General features: G+C 68.1%; 11 protein-coding genes and 1 tRNA gene. 3 read left to right on the top strand and 9 right to left on the bottom strand.

Features of this window, described 5'->3' with window-relative positions; translation table 11 throughout:
- Nucleotides 1–141 precede the first annotated feature (141 nt).
- Nucleotides 142–492, top strand: coding sequence for a helix-turn-helix domain-containing protein (locus ACP15J_RS07415; protein ID WP_424936374.1), 351 nt, complete (start codon nucleotides 142–144; stop codon nucleotides 490–492).
- A 7-nt stretch (nucleotides 493–499) separates the two neighbouring features.
- Here the strand turns inward: ACP15J_RS07415 and ACP15J_RS07410 are convergent, their stop codons facing one another.
- From ACP15J_RS07410 to ACP15J_RS07380, 7 genes are all read right to left on the bottom strand, one after another.
- Entirely contained in the window at nucleotides 500–1408 is a 909-nt protein-coding gene (locus tag ACP15J_RS07410; protein ID WP_424936373.1) for a hypothetical protein, read from the bottom strand.
- A gap of 114 nt (nucleotides 1409–1522) precedes the next feature.
- On the bottom strand, nucleotides 1523–2161 hold the full coding sequence (locus tag ACP15J_RS07405) for a disulfide bond formation protein B (RefSeq protein WP_424936372.1): 639 nt from the start codon (nucleotides 2159–2161) through the stop codon (nucleotides 1523–1525).
- Nucleotides 2158–2316, bottom strand: coding sequence for a DUF5993 family protein (locus tag ACP15J_RS07400; RefSeq protein WP_197220557.1), 159 nt, complete (start codon nucleotides 2314–2316; stop codon nucleotides 2158–2160). The genes ACP15J_RS07405 and ACP15J_RS07400 overlap by 4 nt, the downstream gene beginning before the upstream one ends.
- Before the next feature lie 166 nt (nucleotides 2317–2482).
- Nucleotides 2483–2567: transfer RNA gene (locus ACP15J_RS07395), tRNA-Tyr, on the bottom strand.
- Nucleotides 2568–2758: 191 nt separating this feature from the next.
- Nucleotides 2759–3343, bottom strand: a complete 585-nt coding sequence (locus ACP15J_RS07390; protein ID WP_424936371.1) for a hypothetical protein — start codon at nucleotides 3341–3343, stop codon at nucleotides 2759–2761.
- A 170-nt stretch (nucleotides 3344–3513) separates the two neighbouring features.
- A complete protein-coding gene (locus tag ACP15J_RS07385) occupies nucleotides 3514–4839 on the bottom strand; it encodes a hypothetical protein (RefSeq protein ID WP_424936370.1) in 1326 nt (441 codons plus the stop codon).
- 162 nt (nucleotides 4840–5001) lie between these two features.
- Nucleotides 5002–5910 (bottom strand): helix-turn-helix domain-containing protein, encoded by a 909-nt coding sequence (locus ACP15J_RS07380; RefSeq protein ID WP_424936369.1) that lies wholly within the window; start codon nucleotides 5908–5910, stop codon nucleotides 5002–5004.
- Between the two features lie 226 nt (nucleotides 5911–6136).
- Here ACP15J_RS07380 and ACP15J_RS07375 point away from each other — a divergent pair, with 226 nt between their 5' ends.
- Entirely contained in the window at nucleotides 6137–6859 is a 723-nt protein-coding gene (locus ACP15J_RS07375; protein WP_424936368.1) for a hypothetical protein, read from the top strand.
- A gap of 427 nt (nucleotides 6860–7286) precedes the next feature.
- Entirely contained in the window at nucleotides 7287–7628 is a 342-nt protein-coding gene (locus ACP15J_RS07370; protein ID WP_424936367.1) for a hypothetical protein, read from the top strand.
- Between the two features lie 669 nt (nucleotides 7629–8297).
- On the opposite strand, the gene rpoC is transcribed toward ACP15J_RS07370, so the two are convergent.
- Nucleotides 8298–12173 carry a DNA-directed RNA polymerase subunit beta' gene (gene rpoC, locus ACP15J_RS07365; protein WP_424936366.1) on the bottom strand — a complete coding sequence of 1292 codons (3876 nt, stop codon included), beginning with the start codon at nucleotides 12171–12173 and terminating at the stop codon, nucleotides 8298–8300.
- Nucleotides 12174–12211: 38 nt separating this feature from the next.
- Nucleotides 12212–15712: a DNA-directed RNA polymerase subunit beta gene (locus ACP15J_RS07360; RefSeq protein WP_424980902.1), complete on the bottom strand. Its 3501-nt coding sequence runs from the start codon at nucleotides 15710–15712 to the stop codon at nucleotides 12212–12214.
- Nucleotides 15713–15735 lie beyond the last annotated feature (23 nt).

Here is a 15735-nt window from a genome sequence, read left to right as displayed (position 1 = left end):
CCCCGGGCCCCCCCCCCCCCCCCGGGGGGCCCCCCCCCCCCCCCCGCGCCCCCCCCCCCCCCCCCCCCCCCCCGACTCTCCGCCCAGGTCTCCAGCCTGCTCGTCCGGGGGGCGCTCGATGGGAAGGAGCTCGCGAACGCCTTGACCGGAGCGGACGCCGGCGTGCCGCACGCTCCCCTCCCGGTCCCCCTCTCGACAGCGGCGCGATCGCCGTATTCCTCGATCGCCGCGCAGGTGGTGGCAGCGGGCGCCGCGTCCTCGGAGCGGGGTCTCGAACGCCTTGTGGAGCCGGGGCTCAGCGCTCGACAGCAGGAGATCCTGGACCTCCTGCTCATGGGCAAGAAGAACCAGGAGGTCGGCGACATCCTCGGCATCTCGCCTCGGACCGTCGAGGTCCACGTCACCAGCCTGCTGCGCAAGACCGGCGCTCGTTCCCGCGTGGAGCTCGTCGCGCACGTCCTCCGTCGCGCAGGCGAGTCGCGGACGCGCTGAGGGCGCTTCACCTGCCTCGCTCTGGCTCCTCGTCGTCGTATCCCCAGGTCAGACCGAAGTAGCCGGGGCCGAAGCGTCGCCGGATGACATGAACGCCGGGGCCGTCCGGCCTCCGCCGGGCGAGTTCGCGCTCGCCGTTCTCGTCCTCATCGAACTCGGCCACCCAGTCCGGCACCCTCTCCGGCGCGAACTGCACCCAGACGACCATCTCCGACGCCCTCCGCCGCGCGCCGTGCCCGACCGCGAACTGGGGCGGATACCCCTCCGGGAGGACGACCCCGAACTCGAACACCGTCGTCGCAGGAGCGTCGACCGGTGCGTCCAGCTCGAGGCGCGCGCCGATCATGGTCCGGCTGGGATGCACGATCTGGGCCGCGACACGGACACCTCCGATCGCGACGATCCGAGGAACGTCCTTCGCGCTTTCCTCGACGGGAACCGCGACCGCGACCGACCGGACGCTCCTCGTCGTGGCCTGCACCAGGCAGCGCGTCCTGAACTCTCTCAACGCGCCATCCTCGCCGACGAACGCCACCGTGCTCGACGAGAGCTCGCGCAGATGCTCGGCAGGATCCGCGGCGAGCGCGGCGAGCACCTCCGCCATGGTCGTCTCGTACTCGTCGCTGAAGGCGGAGCCGAGGCCGGGCGCCTGTCCCGGTCGACGCGTCGCCCCCGTCAACGACGTGAGCGCCCCCGGTTCGAGAGAGAGGATCCGCTCGAGCTCGGCGAGCGCGACGGAGGACTGCGCGCCCTCGGGTCGGCGTGCCCCGGAGCGCCAATAGCTCAGCGTCGACACCGACACCGGGCTGCCGACATCCCGGAGGCGCCGGTGCAAGGCGGCGAGCGAATAGCCGCTTGCGGCGATCGCGTCGCCGAGCGCGATCGCGAACGGTGCGGTGTCGATGCCGCTCGTCACATCGCTCTCCCTGCGCAACTCTTCGGTGGCCCCCGCGCGCCTCAGTCTAGGGAAGACACTCTGCCCTGGTGTGGCCGGCGTCGACCGCGCCGTCCGTACACGCCGGGGTGCGGCTCAATCGCCGAAGAGTCGGTACCCGGTGGGGTTGTCCGGGAGGTAGAGGTTCCAGCCGGCCTCGGCGAAGACGACGACGGCGTTGATCCCGATCGTCGCGACGAACAGCCAGATCACCGCCCAGGCGACGAACCGCAGCGTGCGGCTGCGGGGGGCGACCGGCACCAGCCAGCGACTGCCGGCGAGCACCACACCACAGAACACGAGCACCACCAGGAACGACACCAGCGCCCAGGTGTAGAGGTGCATGCCGAGCACCGCCGTGCCGTAGCCCTCGTCGCCGGGAGCGATGTGCAGAAGCACCTGCCGGCCGGACATGGTCAGACCGAGCACGGCACCGAGGATCGAGATCCCCGTACCGGTCGCGAGGATGCCCAGGTTCCCCCGTCCGCGCAGCGTCTGCGACACGACGAGGATCGGCCCGATGACGACGAGCATCATCGCCATGCGTTGCAGGATGCACAGCGGGCACGGATACTCCGCCAACGCGAACTGGAACCAGAACATCGCCGTGGAGAGGATCCCGAGATACGCGGCGATGAATCCGACGTGGGCCCAGAACGACAGGATCTGTATGAGGCGCGGAGCCGTCGTCTCGCTCGCCTCTTGCATCTCATCGACGACAGGAACGGTGCTCACAGACTCACCCCCAGAGCGTCGGTCGCGTGATGCAGGAACAATGCCGTCGCCGCCGCAAAGGCCACACCCGTGCTGGCGAGCACGAGCCATGTGCGCCGTGCGCGGATCGCGATGACCGCCGCCGCGAGGATCAGCAGAAAGATGATGGCGTCCATGCGCCCCCTCTCGATACCCGACCATGCCGGTCCCGGCCGCGGAGCTTCCAGTGTGTCCGTCCCGCCCATGCCGCGCAACCCGCGTACAGCCGGACGGGGACAGAAGACTGAGAGGCCCTGACAGGTGATCGGTCGGGGCCCCTCAGATATCTGCGGAATCCCGCGGTGGTGGCAAGTGAGGGATTCGAACCCCCGAAGCATAACGCGGCTGATTTACAGTCAGCTCCCTTTGGCCGCTCGGGCAACTTGCCAGTGCACACCCGTCCCACTTTCTCAGCCGACCGGGGGCGCGATTATTCATCATACTCGCCGGGACCGGCCACCGGAAATCGACGGATCCGTCTCCCCGTCGGCCTCCGGGCGGCTGATGACGCGCTCGGGTTGCGGGGCGCATCTTCCCGTTCGCTCCGGCAGATGCGGAAGCCGTACCCACGGCAACGGCCTAGGTCTCGATCCGCCGGAGACTCCGCGCGAGCCGCCCTGCGGCGTCGGTCGGTGCCTCTCCGACCGCGCTCAGGACTGCGTCGGCGAGCATGCGATCCTCGGGAGCCATCGCCGTGCCGCGGATCCGAGGCTCGGCACCCCCGAGATCGATCGTCACGTGCACCCCGTCCGGGACACGCGCCCTCCAGGCCTCCGGCTCGGCACGGACCACGACACGCACGCCCTCCAGCGCGGCGGCGATCGCAGCCGCGCTGCGTTCCTCTCCCGCCGCGTCCGTCCAGGGCATCGGTGTTCCTTCCCAACGGATGGCCGGCTCCGCTCCTCCGACGATGACCCGACGGCGGAGCGTGCCCTCCGGCGCGTCGAGTGTCAGGAGACGGACTCGCAGATCGGCGAGCATCGCGCGAATCCGACGACCGTCGGCGTCATCGGCCACCGCGGCGAGGAGCGCCGAATGTATGCCACGACGCGCAAGAAGCGCGGCGGCATCGATCCCGGCCCCCGCCGGCGTTTCGAGAAGGCCGCGGCGGTCCCGGATCTCGTCCATGCGGGCCGCGCCGAGCACCACGACCTGAGGCTTCATCGCGCTCCCTTCGGAGGACGCGATCAGGCTACACCGCGCGGAGTTCCCTCGGGTGGAGCGAAGGGCCCCGGAGGATCCCGAGGCCCTTCGCTCCGGCCGACGTGTGCGCATCGCCTGCCGTCACGGTGTCCCCACACCGTGACGGCGCCCCCGATCCGCGACGGTCGAGGTCAGCAGGCGGTGTCGCGCTCGACCGGCAGCAGGAAGCCGCTTCCGTTGTCGTAGGGCTGGCCGATCTCCTTGATCTCACTGCCGATGACGGTTCCTGTCGTGGCGTCGTAGAGGGTCCGGTCGGGCTGAAGGAACCAGGCGCCGTACTCCGGGGTCGATCCGGCGGCCACGTTCGCCTCGGCGTACGCGACGCCGTTGGCGGACCCGCCGATCCATCCGTAGGTGCCGTCCATGTTCTTCACCGGCAGAGCCCACCCGTTGCCCGTCTGGAAGGCGTAGCCTGCCGTGTCGACCGGCTTCGCGTCGGTGATCGTCGGCGCCGGGTTGAAGACCCTCACGATCTGACCGGTCGTGCCGTCGTAGAGCCTCCCGTCAGCGCCGCGGAACCAGGCGCCGAAGAACGGTTCGGCGCTGGCAGGGACGTTCGCGTGCGCCGTCAGGTAGACCGCGCCCGGGCCCGGGCTGTTCGTCCACCAGCCGAGCTCGCCGTCGGTCTTCCTGACCGGAAGGATGAAGTTCGGGCCGGTGGCGAGCGGCTGGCCGCTCTCGGCGATGTCGGTCGCGACCGTCTGCCCGCCGATCCCCTCGATGATGGTGGTGCCCTGCAGGAACCACCCACCGTAGAGCGGCACGGCATCGACAGGCTGCGGAATGATCCCGCCCGCTCCCAGAGTGCCGATCGTTCCGTCGCTGAAACGGAGGGGCAGCAGCCAGCTGCCGTTGAGACTGAGGATCCGGCCCGCGTTCTCGTCCGGGTTCTGGATCGGAGTGGTCTGCGCGGGGAGACGGTTCCCGTTGGCGTCGATGATCCACCCGTCGCCGGTGAGGAAGAAGCCGCCGACCAGCGGCCTGGATCCCGGGGGCACGGCCCCGGCGGCGACCGGTCCCGGATACAGCCAGTAGGAGCTCGCCGTGGCGGGGGCGGTGAGGGGCACGGCGGTGCTGGTGGCACCCCGCGCCGAGGCAGCGATGGTTCCCGGGCCCCTGCCGGCCGGGACCTGGATGAGCGGCAGGCCGACGACGTTCCCGTCCGCGTCCGTCGTCCCCGTGAAGGAGGCCGCGCCTCCGGCGAACGTATACCCGCCCGAGAGGGTGACCGTCACCGGCTCGTTCGCCAGCGGCGCGCCCCCGAACGACGCCCGCGCGTTCGCGGCGATCGCGGTGCAGGTGCTGTCGGGATCGAGCGTCAGCGTCAGCTCCTGAACCGATGCCGCGGCTGACGGCAGCGCGGCCGCGACGGCGATGACCGGAACGCTCCAAGCTGCTCCCTTGACGATCGTGCGACGACGGATGTCCCTCGTTTCGATGACGCTTTCCTCAGACAAGTTTCTCTCCCCTTGAGTCGTGTGGGCGATCAGCGGCCACGTATCGGGCCGACCGCCATGCTCCCCCGCTTCGTGAGCGCGGACGGCTCGACGAAAAGAAACGGCACGAAGGCGCAAGGAAAGGGTTCGAAGCGTACGGCGAGGATCCCGCCGGACGACGTTTCAGGACGCCGCGGACGACGACGCGTCGGGGAGCGTGTGTGCGAGGGTCCCCGCGGTACGCGTCAGCGCACGGGAGAGACGCTTCGTCGACGAGAACCCGGCGCGCTCGGCGAGCTCAGAGCCTCGAAGCCCGAGGTCCTCGGCCAGTCGTCTCGCCTCCTCGACACGCCGCCGTTCCACCTCCCGTCGCGGTGTGGTCCCCAGCCGGCTGAACGTGCTGTGTAGCGTACGCATGCTGACAGAGAGCTCCTTCGCAAGCCGGGTGAGGTCGAAGGAAGGGTCGCGGAAGCTCTCCTCGATCGTGAGCTGCGCTGCCGAGAAGAGCCCGTCGCGGTGGCGGGAATCGCCGTGGCGATCCACGGGCGGGGCGTCGTCCAGCGCGGCCGCCACCAGGTGCTCAACGGCCATCCCCAGATGTCGTCGAGCCGCCCCGGCCGGGGGCGGCGCCGTGTTCAGAATCGAGTTGGTGGTCGCCAACAGCGCCCGGAGCGGAGCGTTCTCCAGACGGACCGGCTCGCCGTAGCGGAACCGGGATCGCCCCGCGCGGAGGATGGTCGGCGTGAGATACCAGACGAAGCGCGCCGTCTCCGCGACCGTCCTCGTCGTGACGGGCACCGCACCATCGAGCAGGAGGAGCGTGCCGGGGTCCGTCACCACGGTCTCGCCTCCGACCGCGAACTCGAACCCTCCTTCCACGGTGTACACGAGGTAGGCGAGCGCCGGGGACGAGGCCAGCTCGTAGCCGGCGAACCGAGACCAGGCCCTTCCGATTCCGAACCGAGGATGCTGCACCGTGTCGGCGACCAGAGCCTGATCGATCGGACCACGCGGCATCCACCCGAAGTCGTCGCACCGTTCGGCCGCCTGCTCGCCCGTCGCCGTCCTCGGGTTCGCCCTGTCGCGCGTCATCTGCTCGCCTCGCTGCTCCTCTCTTGCAGGGAGGCAAACTTACCGATCGTGCGACGACGCCCGGAGGAGTGATGTCGTTTTCTGATCTGTTTACGTCGCTCCAGGTCACTGCGCCCAAATTCGGCAGCGGCGAGGACATTCTCTGCACGTTCTCGCGGCCCACGGCGGCCAGGGACGCCGCTCCTGGGACAGTGTCCGTGTCCACACCGACGAGAGGAGAATCAGGATGAAGGAACGCTCGGGCCCGCCGGACCGGAAGGGATTCCTTACCCGCCGGACCGTTGTGAGAGGAGCGGCCTGGACCATCCCGGTCATCGCCACCGCGACCGCCACGCCGAGGGCCGCCGCTTCCGTGCCATGCGCGGGGTCGACGCTCACTCTGGACAGCGTGCAGTTCCGCCGCGATTCGGCGCAAGGCTGGAACGGCCGACTCACGACCGACGGGGCGCAGACCTCCACGCCGGTGATCATGACGGGCACGGACGACGGCGCCGTCATGTTCGCCCACTATCGGTTCAGCAATCCGACCGACTGCCACTTCAGCGGTCCTGTGCGCGTCCAGTTCGACCTTCCTTCCCACCTCGTCCGCGCGGTGCCGCGCGCCTCCGGGTGGACGAGCTCCACGGGCGAGCAGTACACGCAGAACGGGCGCTCCTACCGGCGGTACTACGCGGACGGCACCGTCAGCCTCGCCCCTGGCGCGACCGGAGTGGTTCGGCTCGACTGGTCCATCCAGACGTCGACCTATCTGCGTCGTGCGGACGTGTGGGGGGAGAGCTGGACGGAGAGCACCTGGACGGGCGCCCTCGGGTACGTCCAGGGATGGACCATCGAGTACACCGGGGCGCGTGCCTATCTCCAGAACGACGGCACGACGCTCAACGCCGCCCCGGACAATGGTCTCGGCACCCGCCGATTCTTCGTCGGCATCGGTACCCGGCGACCCTGACGCCCCGACGATGAGGCACTCCTGGACCGCTGTCCGGGAGTGCCTCATCGCGCATCGCCCGCACACCGATCGTCCAGAAGACGTCTTCGGTCGCCCCGTCCGTCGCTCCCGTGAAACGGCGTCCTGCGCCTCGCGGAATCTCCTCAGCGCCCGCTGCAGCTGCCTGGTCGAACGGAATCCGCTGGACTCGGCGGTCTGCGCCAAGACCGACGTACTGATGTCCGATCGGTCGGGGAGATGCTTGAGGACCTCTCTGACCCGACGGCGCTCGAGCTCCGTCCTCGGCGTCGTGCCAAGCCTCTGGTAAGGGCGGTGCAGCGTCGGCCCCGAGATATGCAAAAGGCCCGAGAGCGCCTCCACATTGAAGGACGGATCGCGGAAGTTCTCCTCGATCGCCGCCTGCGCCCTGATGAGGAGACCGTCCTGGTTGACCGTCTCGAAACCGTCGAAGGCGGGGCGGTCGAGCAACGCCGCCGCGATGAGCTCCTCGACGCCGAACCCGAACCGCTGCAGAGCGGCGGAGGCGCCGGCGGGCCGGTGGTTCAGCAGCGAGTTCGTCACCGAGACCAGCGCGTCGCGCGCGCGACCGCTGACCGCGACCGGCCGTTCGCCCAGCTGGGCGAAGGCCGGGCTCGACAGGGTCGTCGACGTCAAGCGCCACCGGAACTCCACGATCGGCTCCGTGAACGAGGCCACGGCTCGCGTCCCTCCTCGGAGGACCACGAGATCGTTGGCCCCGACCGTCCATTCCTCGGCACCGAGCCGATAGCGCAACGACCCCTCTACGGTCAGTGCGACGTAGAGAGAACCGCCGTCGAGCACGAAATCGTACTCCCCGTTCGATATCCATACCCTGGCCATCCCGAATCCGGGAGCCTCCTCCGCCTCCACGACGGACCGCTCCGGAGCCAGGAGGGACCGCCACCCGAACGAGGCCGCGACGCTCACCGAGCCGCTCTCCGCGGCGACAGCGCGTCACCTTCTCCGCGCACCTTCTGGTCCCCCGCCAAATCGCCTCCCCAGGCAGCGATGCTCCGTCGGAAGAGCTCATCTCCCCCATAAAACGCGAAAGCGCTCTCAGGGCGGACGATGGAAAGGGGAATCGACCAGAAGCTGAAAGACTCGGTATGTTTCCTTTCACAAGCGCGGAGAGTAGGCGGGAAAAGACCGGGGGCGAGGGCTGCCCGCGGAGTGCGGGACCAGCACGGGAAGGCTCATCGAGCGTGCATCTTCGGGTTCATCTCGTCAGTCTGTCCGGTGATCTGTCATCCTCGTCCATGCCGACAGGAATGCTGCGCAAAGCGTCTGCCCGTTCGCAGAAAACGGACGCCCGCCCAGACCGCCCGGACACGGCGAAGGGCCCCGGGGGATATTCCCCGGGGCCCTTCGCCGTTCTTCCGATCGAGGGGGCCGAACGTGACCGCTCAGCCCCTCTCGATCAGTTGTAGGTGCCTGGTGTGATGTCGTCTGTCGAGAACGCGTCGAAGTCGACGTAGCCGAAGTCGCCGTCCGCGTACGCCCCGTCGGATGCGAAGATCCGGTTCGGGTAGCGCTCGCTCTTGGCCTCCTCCGTCGCCTCGACCGTGATGTCGCGGTAGCGACGCAGCCCCGTCCCGGCCGGGATGAGCTTTCCGATGATGACGTTCTCCTTGAGACCGACCAGCGGGTCGCTCTTGCCTTCCATGGCGGCCTGCGTGAGGACGCGGGTCGTCTCCTGGAAGGAGGCGGCCGACAGCCAGGACTCCGTCGCCAGCGACGCCTTGGTGATGCCCATCAGCTCGGGACGACCGGATGCCGGACGCTTGCCCGACGACACCGCCTCGCGGTTGATGTCCTGGTAGCGACGGAAGTCCACCATCTCGCCGGGGAGCAGGGTCGTGTCGCCGTGGTCGACGACGGTGACCTTGCGCAGCATCTGGCGCACGATGACCTCGATGTGCTTGTCGTGGATCGGCACGCCCTGCGAGCGGTACACGCCCTGCACGCCGCCGACGAGGTACTTCTGCACCTCGCGGGCGCCCATGACGCGCATGACCTCCTTGGGGTCGAGCGTGCCGACCTGCAGGGGCTGGCCCACCGTGACATGCTGCCCGTCCTCGACGAGGAGGGTCGCACGCTTCAGCACCGGGTAGACGACGGGCTCGTCACCGTTGTCGGGCGTGAGGATGACCTTCTTCTGCTTGTCGGTCTCCTCGATCGTGATGCGGCCGTCGGCCTCGGCGATCGGGGAGGCACCCTTCGGGGTCCGCGCCTCGAAGAGCTCCTGCACACGGGGCAGACCCTGGGTGATGTCGTCCGCCGAGGCCGACCCACCGGTGTGGAAGGTGCGCATCGTCAGCTGGGTGCCGGGCTCGCCGATCGACTGGGCCGCGATGATGCCGACGGCCTCGCCGATGTCCACGGTCTTTCCGGTCGCGAGCGAACGGCCGTAGCACTGCGCGCAGACGCCGACGGCCGAGTCGCAAGTGAGCACAGAGCGGACCTTGATGGTCTCCACGCCCGCACCGACCAGCTTGTCGATGAGCACGTCGCCGACGTCCTCGCCCGCGGTCGCGAGCACATCGCCCGCCTCGTTCACCACGTCGGAGGCAAGCGTCCGCGCGAACACGGAGTTCTCCACGTTCGCATCGCGCACGAGCTCGCCGGCCGAGTTGGGCGCCGCGATCGGCAGCTCCAGGCCCTTCGACGTGCCGCAGTCCTCCTCGCGGATGATGACGTCCTGCGAGACGTCCACCAGACGACGGGTCAGGTACCCCGAGTCCGCCGTGCGGAGCGCGGTGTCGGCGAGACCCTTACGGGTACCGTGCGTGGCGATGAAGTACTCCGCCACCGACAGCCCCTCGCGGTACGAGGAGATGATCGGACGGGGGATGATCTCGCCCTTCGGGTTGTTCACCAGACCGCGCATGCCCGCGATGTTGCGGATCTGCAGCCAGTTGCCACGGGCTCCCGAGGAGACCATGCGGTTGATGGTGTTGTCCTCCGGGAAGTGCGCACGCATCGCAGCCTGCACCTCGTCGGTCGCCTCGGTCCAGATCTTGATGAGCTCCTGACGACGCTCGGCGTCGGTCGTGAGGCCCTTCTCGTACTGCGCCTGGACCTTCGCCGCCTGCTTCTCGTAGCCCGCGACGATCTCGGCCTTGTTCGGCGGGGTGAGGATGTCGCTCAGCGCGACCGTCACGCCCGAACGCGTGGCCCAGTAGAAGCCGGCGTCCTTGATGCGGTCCAGCGTCGCCGCCGTCTCGACCTTGGGGTACTCCTCAGCCAGCTTGTTGACGATCTGAGACAGCTTGCCCTTGTCGGCGACCTCGCGCACGAACGGGTAGCCCTTCGGCAGCGCGTCGTTGAAGATCGCCTGGCCGAGCGAGGCGTCGACGAGACCGTGACGCTCGTATCCCTCCGGGGCCTCCCCCTCGAGGAAGGCCAGGCCCGGGATGCGGATCCGGACCTTCGCCTGCAGGTCGAGCGTGCCCTCGTCCTTCGCGAGGATCGCCTCAGAGACCGAGCCGAACGCGCGTCCCTCGCCCGTGGCGCCCTCCCTGACCGTGGTCAGGTGGTGCAGGCCGATGATCATGTCCTGCGAGGGCAGAGTCACCGGACGGCCGTCCGACGGCTTGAGGATGTTGTTCGACGCGAGCATCAGCACGCGAGCCTCGGCCTGGGCCTCGACCGACAGCGGCAGGTGCACGGCCATCTGGTCACCGTCGAAGTCCGCGTTGAACGCGGCGCAGACGAGCGGGTGCAGCTGGATGGCCTTGCCCTCGACCAGCTGCGGCTCGAAGGCCTGGATGCCGAGACGGTGCAGCGTGGGAGCACGGTTGAGCAGCACGGGGCGCTCGCGGATGATCTCCTCGAGCACGTCCCACACCTCGGCGCGGGTACGCTCGACGGCACGCTTGGCGGCCTTGATGTTCTGCGAGTGACCGAGGTCGATCAGGCGCTTGATCACGAAAGGCTTGAACAGCTCCAGGGCCATCTGCTTGGGCAGGCCGCACTGGTGCAGCTTGAGCTGCGGGCCCACGACGATCACCGAACGTCCCGAGTAGTCCACGCGCTTGCCGAGCAGGTTCTGACGGAAACGACCCTGCTTGCCCTTGAGCATGTCGCTCAGGGACTTCAGGGCGCGGTTTCCGGTGCCCGTGACGGGGCGACCGCGACGGCCGTTGTCGAACAGCGCGTCGACGGCCTCCTGCAGCATCCGCTTCTCGTTGTTCACGATGATCTCGGGGGCACCGAGATCGATCAGGCGACGCAGACGGTTGTTGCGGTTGATCACGCGACGGTACAGGTCGTTCAGATCGGAGGTCGCGAAGCGGCCACCGTCCAGCTGCACCATCGGACGCAGCTCCGGCGGGATCACCGGGACGACGTCGAGGACCATCGAGGCCGGGCTCATCCCCGTCTCCAGGAACGAGTTGACGACCTTCAGGCGCTTGATCGCACGGATCTTGCGCTGGCCCTTGCCCTCCGAGATCTGGAGGTGCAGCTTGTCGGCCTCCGCCGCCAGGTCGAAGGCGGCCAGGCGCTTCTGGATCGCCTCGGCACCCATGTGCGCCTCGAAGTACTGGCCGAAACGGTCCTGCAGCTCGTGGAAGACGTCGTCCTCCGGACGGAGCGCGCCCACCTCGAGCGTGCGGAAGTCCTCCCACACACGCTCGAGCTTGAGGATCGCCTCGTCGGCGCCCTTGCGCAGCTGCGCCATCTCCTTCTCGGCGGCGTCCTTGACCTTCTTCTTGGCGTCGGCCTTGGCGCCCTCCGCCTCGAGAGCGGCGAGCTCCTCCTCCAGCTTGGCCAGACGCTCCGCGATCTTGGCGTCGCGGCGGTCGCCGAGCGTCTTCAGCTCGAGACGGATGTTGTTCTCCTGCGTGGCGAGGTCGCGATGACGAGCGTCCTCGTCGACCGAGATCACCATGTAGGCGGCGAAGTAGATGACCTTCTCCAGGTCCTTCGGCGCCATGTCGAGCAGGTATCCGAGGCGAGAGGGCACACCCTTGAAGTACCAGATGTGCGTCACGGGCGCGGCGAGCTCGATGTGGCCCATGCGCTCACGACGAACGGAGCTCTTGGTGACCTCCACGCCGCATCGCTCGCACACGATGCCCTTGAAGCGGACGCGCTTGTACTTGCCACAGGCGCACTCCCAGTCGCGGCTGGGGCCGAAGATCTGCTCGCCGAAGAGGCCGTCCTTCTCCGGCTTCAGCGTGCGGTAGTTGATGGTCTCGGGCTTCTTGACCTCGCCGTAAGACCACCGGCGGATGTCGTCTGCGGTGGCCAGACCGATGCGAAGCTCATCGAAAGTCGTTGCGTCGAGCACTGATTCTCCTGTGTAAAAGATCCGATATCGGTTCTGGCTTAGATCTCGTCGATCGAGGCGGACTCGAAGCGGCTGGAGATGTTGATCCCCAGCTCCTCCGCAGCCCGGAACGCCTCGTCGTCGGTGTCGCGGAGGTTGACCGCCGTGCCGTCGGCCGAGAGCACCTCGACGTTCAGGCAGAGCGACTGCATCTCCTTCATGAGCACCTTGAACGACTCGGGGATGCCCGGCTCCTGGATGTTCTCGCCCTTGACGATCGCCTCGTAGACCTTGACGCGGCCGAGGATGTCGTCGGACTTGATCGTCAGGAGCTCCTGCAGCGCGTACGCGGCACCGTAGGCCTCGAGCGCCCACACCTCCATCTCACCGAAGCGCTGGCCACCGAACTGAGCCTTACCGCCGAGCGGCTGCTGGGTGATCATCGAGTAGGGGCCCGTCGAGCGTGCGTGGATCTTGTCGTCCACGAGGTGGTGGAGCTTCAGGATGTACATGTAGCCCACCGAGATCTGACCAGGGAACGGCTCGCCGGAGCGACCGTCGAACAGCGTGGTCTTGCCACTCGAGTCGATCAGGCGCTCGCCGTCGCGGGTCGGGAGCGTGACGTCGAGGAGCCCTGAGATCTCCTCCTCGCTCGCACCGTCGAACACCGGGGTGGCGACCTTGGTGCCGGGTGCGACATCGTAGGCTTCCTCGGGCAGGCGCACGGCCCACTCGGGGTTGCCCTCGATCTTCCAGCCCTGCTTGGCGATCCAGCCGAGGTGCGTCTCGAGCACCTGGCCGAAGTTCATCCGGCCCGGGATGCCGAGCGGGTTGAGGATGACGTCCACCGGCGTTCCGTCGGCGAGGAACGGCATGTCCTCGACCGGCAGGATCTTGGCGATGACGCCCTTGTTGCCGTGACGGCCGGCAAGCTTGTCACCCTCGGTGATCTTGCGCTTCTGAGCGATGAAGACCACGACGCGGCGGTTGACGCCGGAGCCGAGCTCGTCGTCACCGTCCTCGGCGTTGAACTCCTTGACCGCGATGACGGTCCCCTGCTCGCCGTGCGGCACCTTGAGGGAGGTGTCGCGCACCTCGCGGCTCTTCTCGTTGAAGATCGCACGGAGCAGGCGCTCCTCGGCGCTGAGCTCGGTCTCGCCCTTCGGCGTGACCTTGCCCACGAGGATGTCGCCGGGACGGACCTCGGCGCCGATGCGGATGATGCCGCGCTCGTCGAGGTCCTTCAGCAGCTCGGGGCTGACGTTGGGGAGATCGCGGGTGATCTCCTCCTTGCCGAGCTTCGTGTCGCGCGCGTCGACCTCGTACTCCTCGATGTGGATCGAGGAGAGGGTGTCGTCCTTCACCAGGTCCTGACTGAGGATGATCGCGTCCTCGAAGTTGTGGCCTTCCCACGTCATGAACGCGACGAGGAGGTTCTTGCCGAGCGCGAGCTCGCCGTTCTCGGTCGCGGGACCGTCGGCGATGACCTCGCCGACCTCCACGCGGTCCCCGGCGTTGACGACGACCTTCTGGTTGTAGCTGGTGCCGTGGTTCGAGCGGTCGAACTTGCGCAGGTAGTACTCCTGCGTGCCGCCCTCGTCGAGCATGACCACGACGCGGTCGGCCGAGACCTCGCTGACGACACCGGCCTTGGCGGCGGTGATCACGTCACCGGCGTCGACCGCGGCGTAGCCCTCCATGCCCGTGCCGACGAACGGCGACTCGCTGCGGAGCAGCGGCACGGCCTGACGCTGCATGTTCGCGCCCATGAGCGCACGCTGGGCGTCGTCGTGCTCGAGGAACGGCACGAGAGAGGTCGCCACCGAAACCATCTGGCGCGGCGAGACGTCGATGTAGCCGATCTCCTCGGGCAGGAACAGGTCGACCTCGCCGCTGCCGCCCTTGGGACGAGCGAGCACGTGCTCCTCGGTGAAGCGGCCCTTCGCATCCAGCGGCGCGTTGGCCTGCGCGATGTTGAAGTCGGTCTCCTCCGCGGCGGTGAGGTAGTCGATCTGGTCGGTGACCGCACCGTCGATGACGCGGCGGTACGGGGTCTCGATGAACCCGAAGGAGTTGATCCGCGCGAAGGTCGCGAGCGACCCGATCAGACCGATGTTCGGGCCTTCCGGCGTCTCGATCGGGCACATGCGGCCGTAGTGCGAGGGGTGGACGTCGCGCACCTCGACGCCGGCGCGGTCGCGGGACAGGCCGCCGGGGCCGAGAGCCGAGAGGCGGCGCTTGTGGGTCAGACCCGCGAGCGGGTTGTTCTGGTCCATGAACTGCGACAGCTGCGAGGTTCCGAAGAACTCCTTGATCGCGGCGACGACGGGGCGGACGTTGATCAGCGTCTGCGGCGTGATCGCTTCGATGTCCTGCGTGGTCATGCGCTCGCGGACCACACGCTCCATGCGCGAGAGACCGGTGCGGACCTGGTTCTGGATGAGCTCGCCGACCGCGCGGATGCGACGGTTGCCGAAGTTGTCGATGTCGTCGACGGCAAGTCGGATCTCCGTCGTCTTGCCGCCGCGGACGCCCTCGAAGGTCTCCACGCCCGCGTGGACGCGGACGAGGTACTTGATGGTCTCGACGATGTCCTTGACCGTCAGCACCGAGTCGGTGAGCGGCTGGTCGAGGCCCAGCTTCTGGTTGATCTTGTAACGACCCACCTTGGCGAGGTCGTAGCGCTTCGGGTTGAAGTAGAAGTTGTCCAGCAGCGCGCGGGCGGCCTCCGCGGCGACCTGCTCGCCCGGACGGAGCTTGCGGTAGATGTCGCGGAGCGCGTCCTCCTTGGTGAGGATCGTGTCCTTCGCCAGCGTCTCCTCGATCGAGGGGAATCCGGCGAACTCTGCCAGGATCTCCTCGCTGGTCATGCCCAGCGCCTTGAGGAAGACGGTGACCGACTGCTTGCGCTTGCGGTCGATGCGCACGCCCACCTGGTCGCGCTTGTCGATCTCGAACTCGAGCCAGGCGCCACGGCTGGGGATCACACGGGCCGAGACGATGTCCTTGTCGCTGGTCTTGTCCGGCGTCTTGTCGAAGTAGACGCCCGGCGAACGGACCAGCTGCGAGACGACGACGCGCTCGGTGCCGTTGATGATGAAGGTGCCCTTGCCGGTCTGCAGGGGGAAGTCGCCCATGAAGACCGTCTGCGTCTTGATCTCGCCGGTCTGGTGGTTCATGAACTCGGCCTCGACGTACAGCGGCGCGGCGTAGGTCTTGCCACGCTCCTTGCACTCCTCGATCGAGTACTTCTCGGGCTCGAGGTACGGGTTCGTGAACGAGAGCTGCATCGTCTCGCTGAGGTCCTCGATCGGAGAGATCTCCTCGAAGATCTCCTCGAGACCGCTCACGTCGGAGACGTCCTTGCGGCCGACCTTCTTGGCCTCGGCGACGCGCGCCTTCCACGCCTCGTTGCCCACGAGCCAGTCGAAGGACTCGGTCTGCAGCGCGAGCAGGTCGGGGACCGTCAGCGTGTCGGAGATCTTGGCGAACGAGAGACGGGATGCGCCGCGTCCGTTCTTGGTGGTGGTGGAAGTGGATGCGTTGCGAGCAGCAGCCAAGGGAATAACCTCCGTGAGCCCCG

Source organism: Microbacterium sp. S308A+, from assembly GCF_049800815.1.
In the GTDB taxonomy this organism is placed as follows: Bacteria; Actinomycetota; Actinomycetes; order Actinomycetales; family Microbacteriaceae; genus Microbacterium.
The sequence above is the reverse complement of the archived record's forward strand: the minus strand, read 5'-3'. Positions and strand labels throughout refer to the sequence as shown.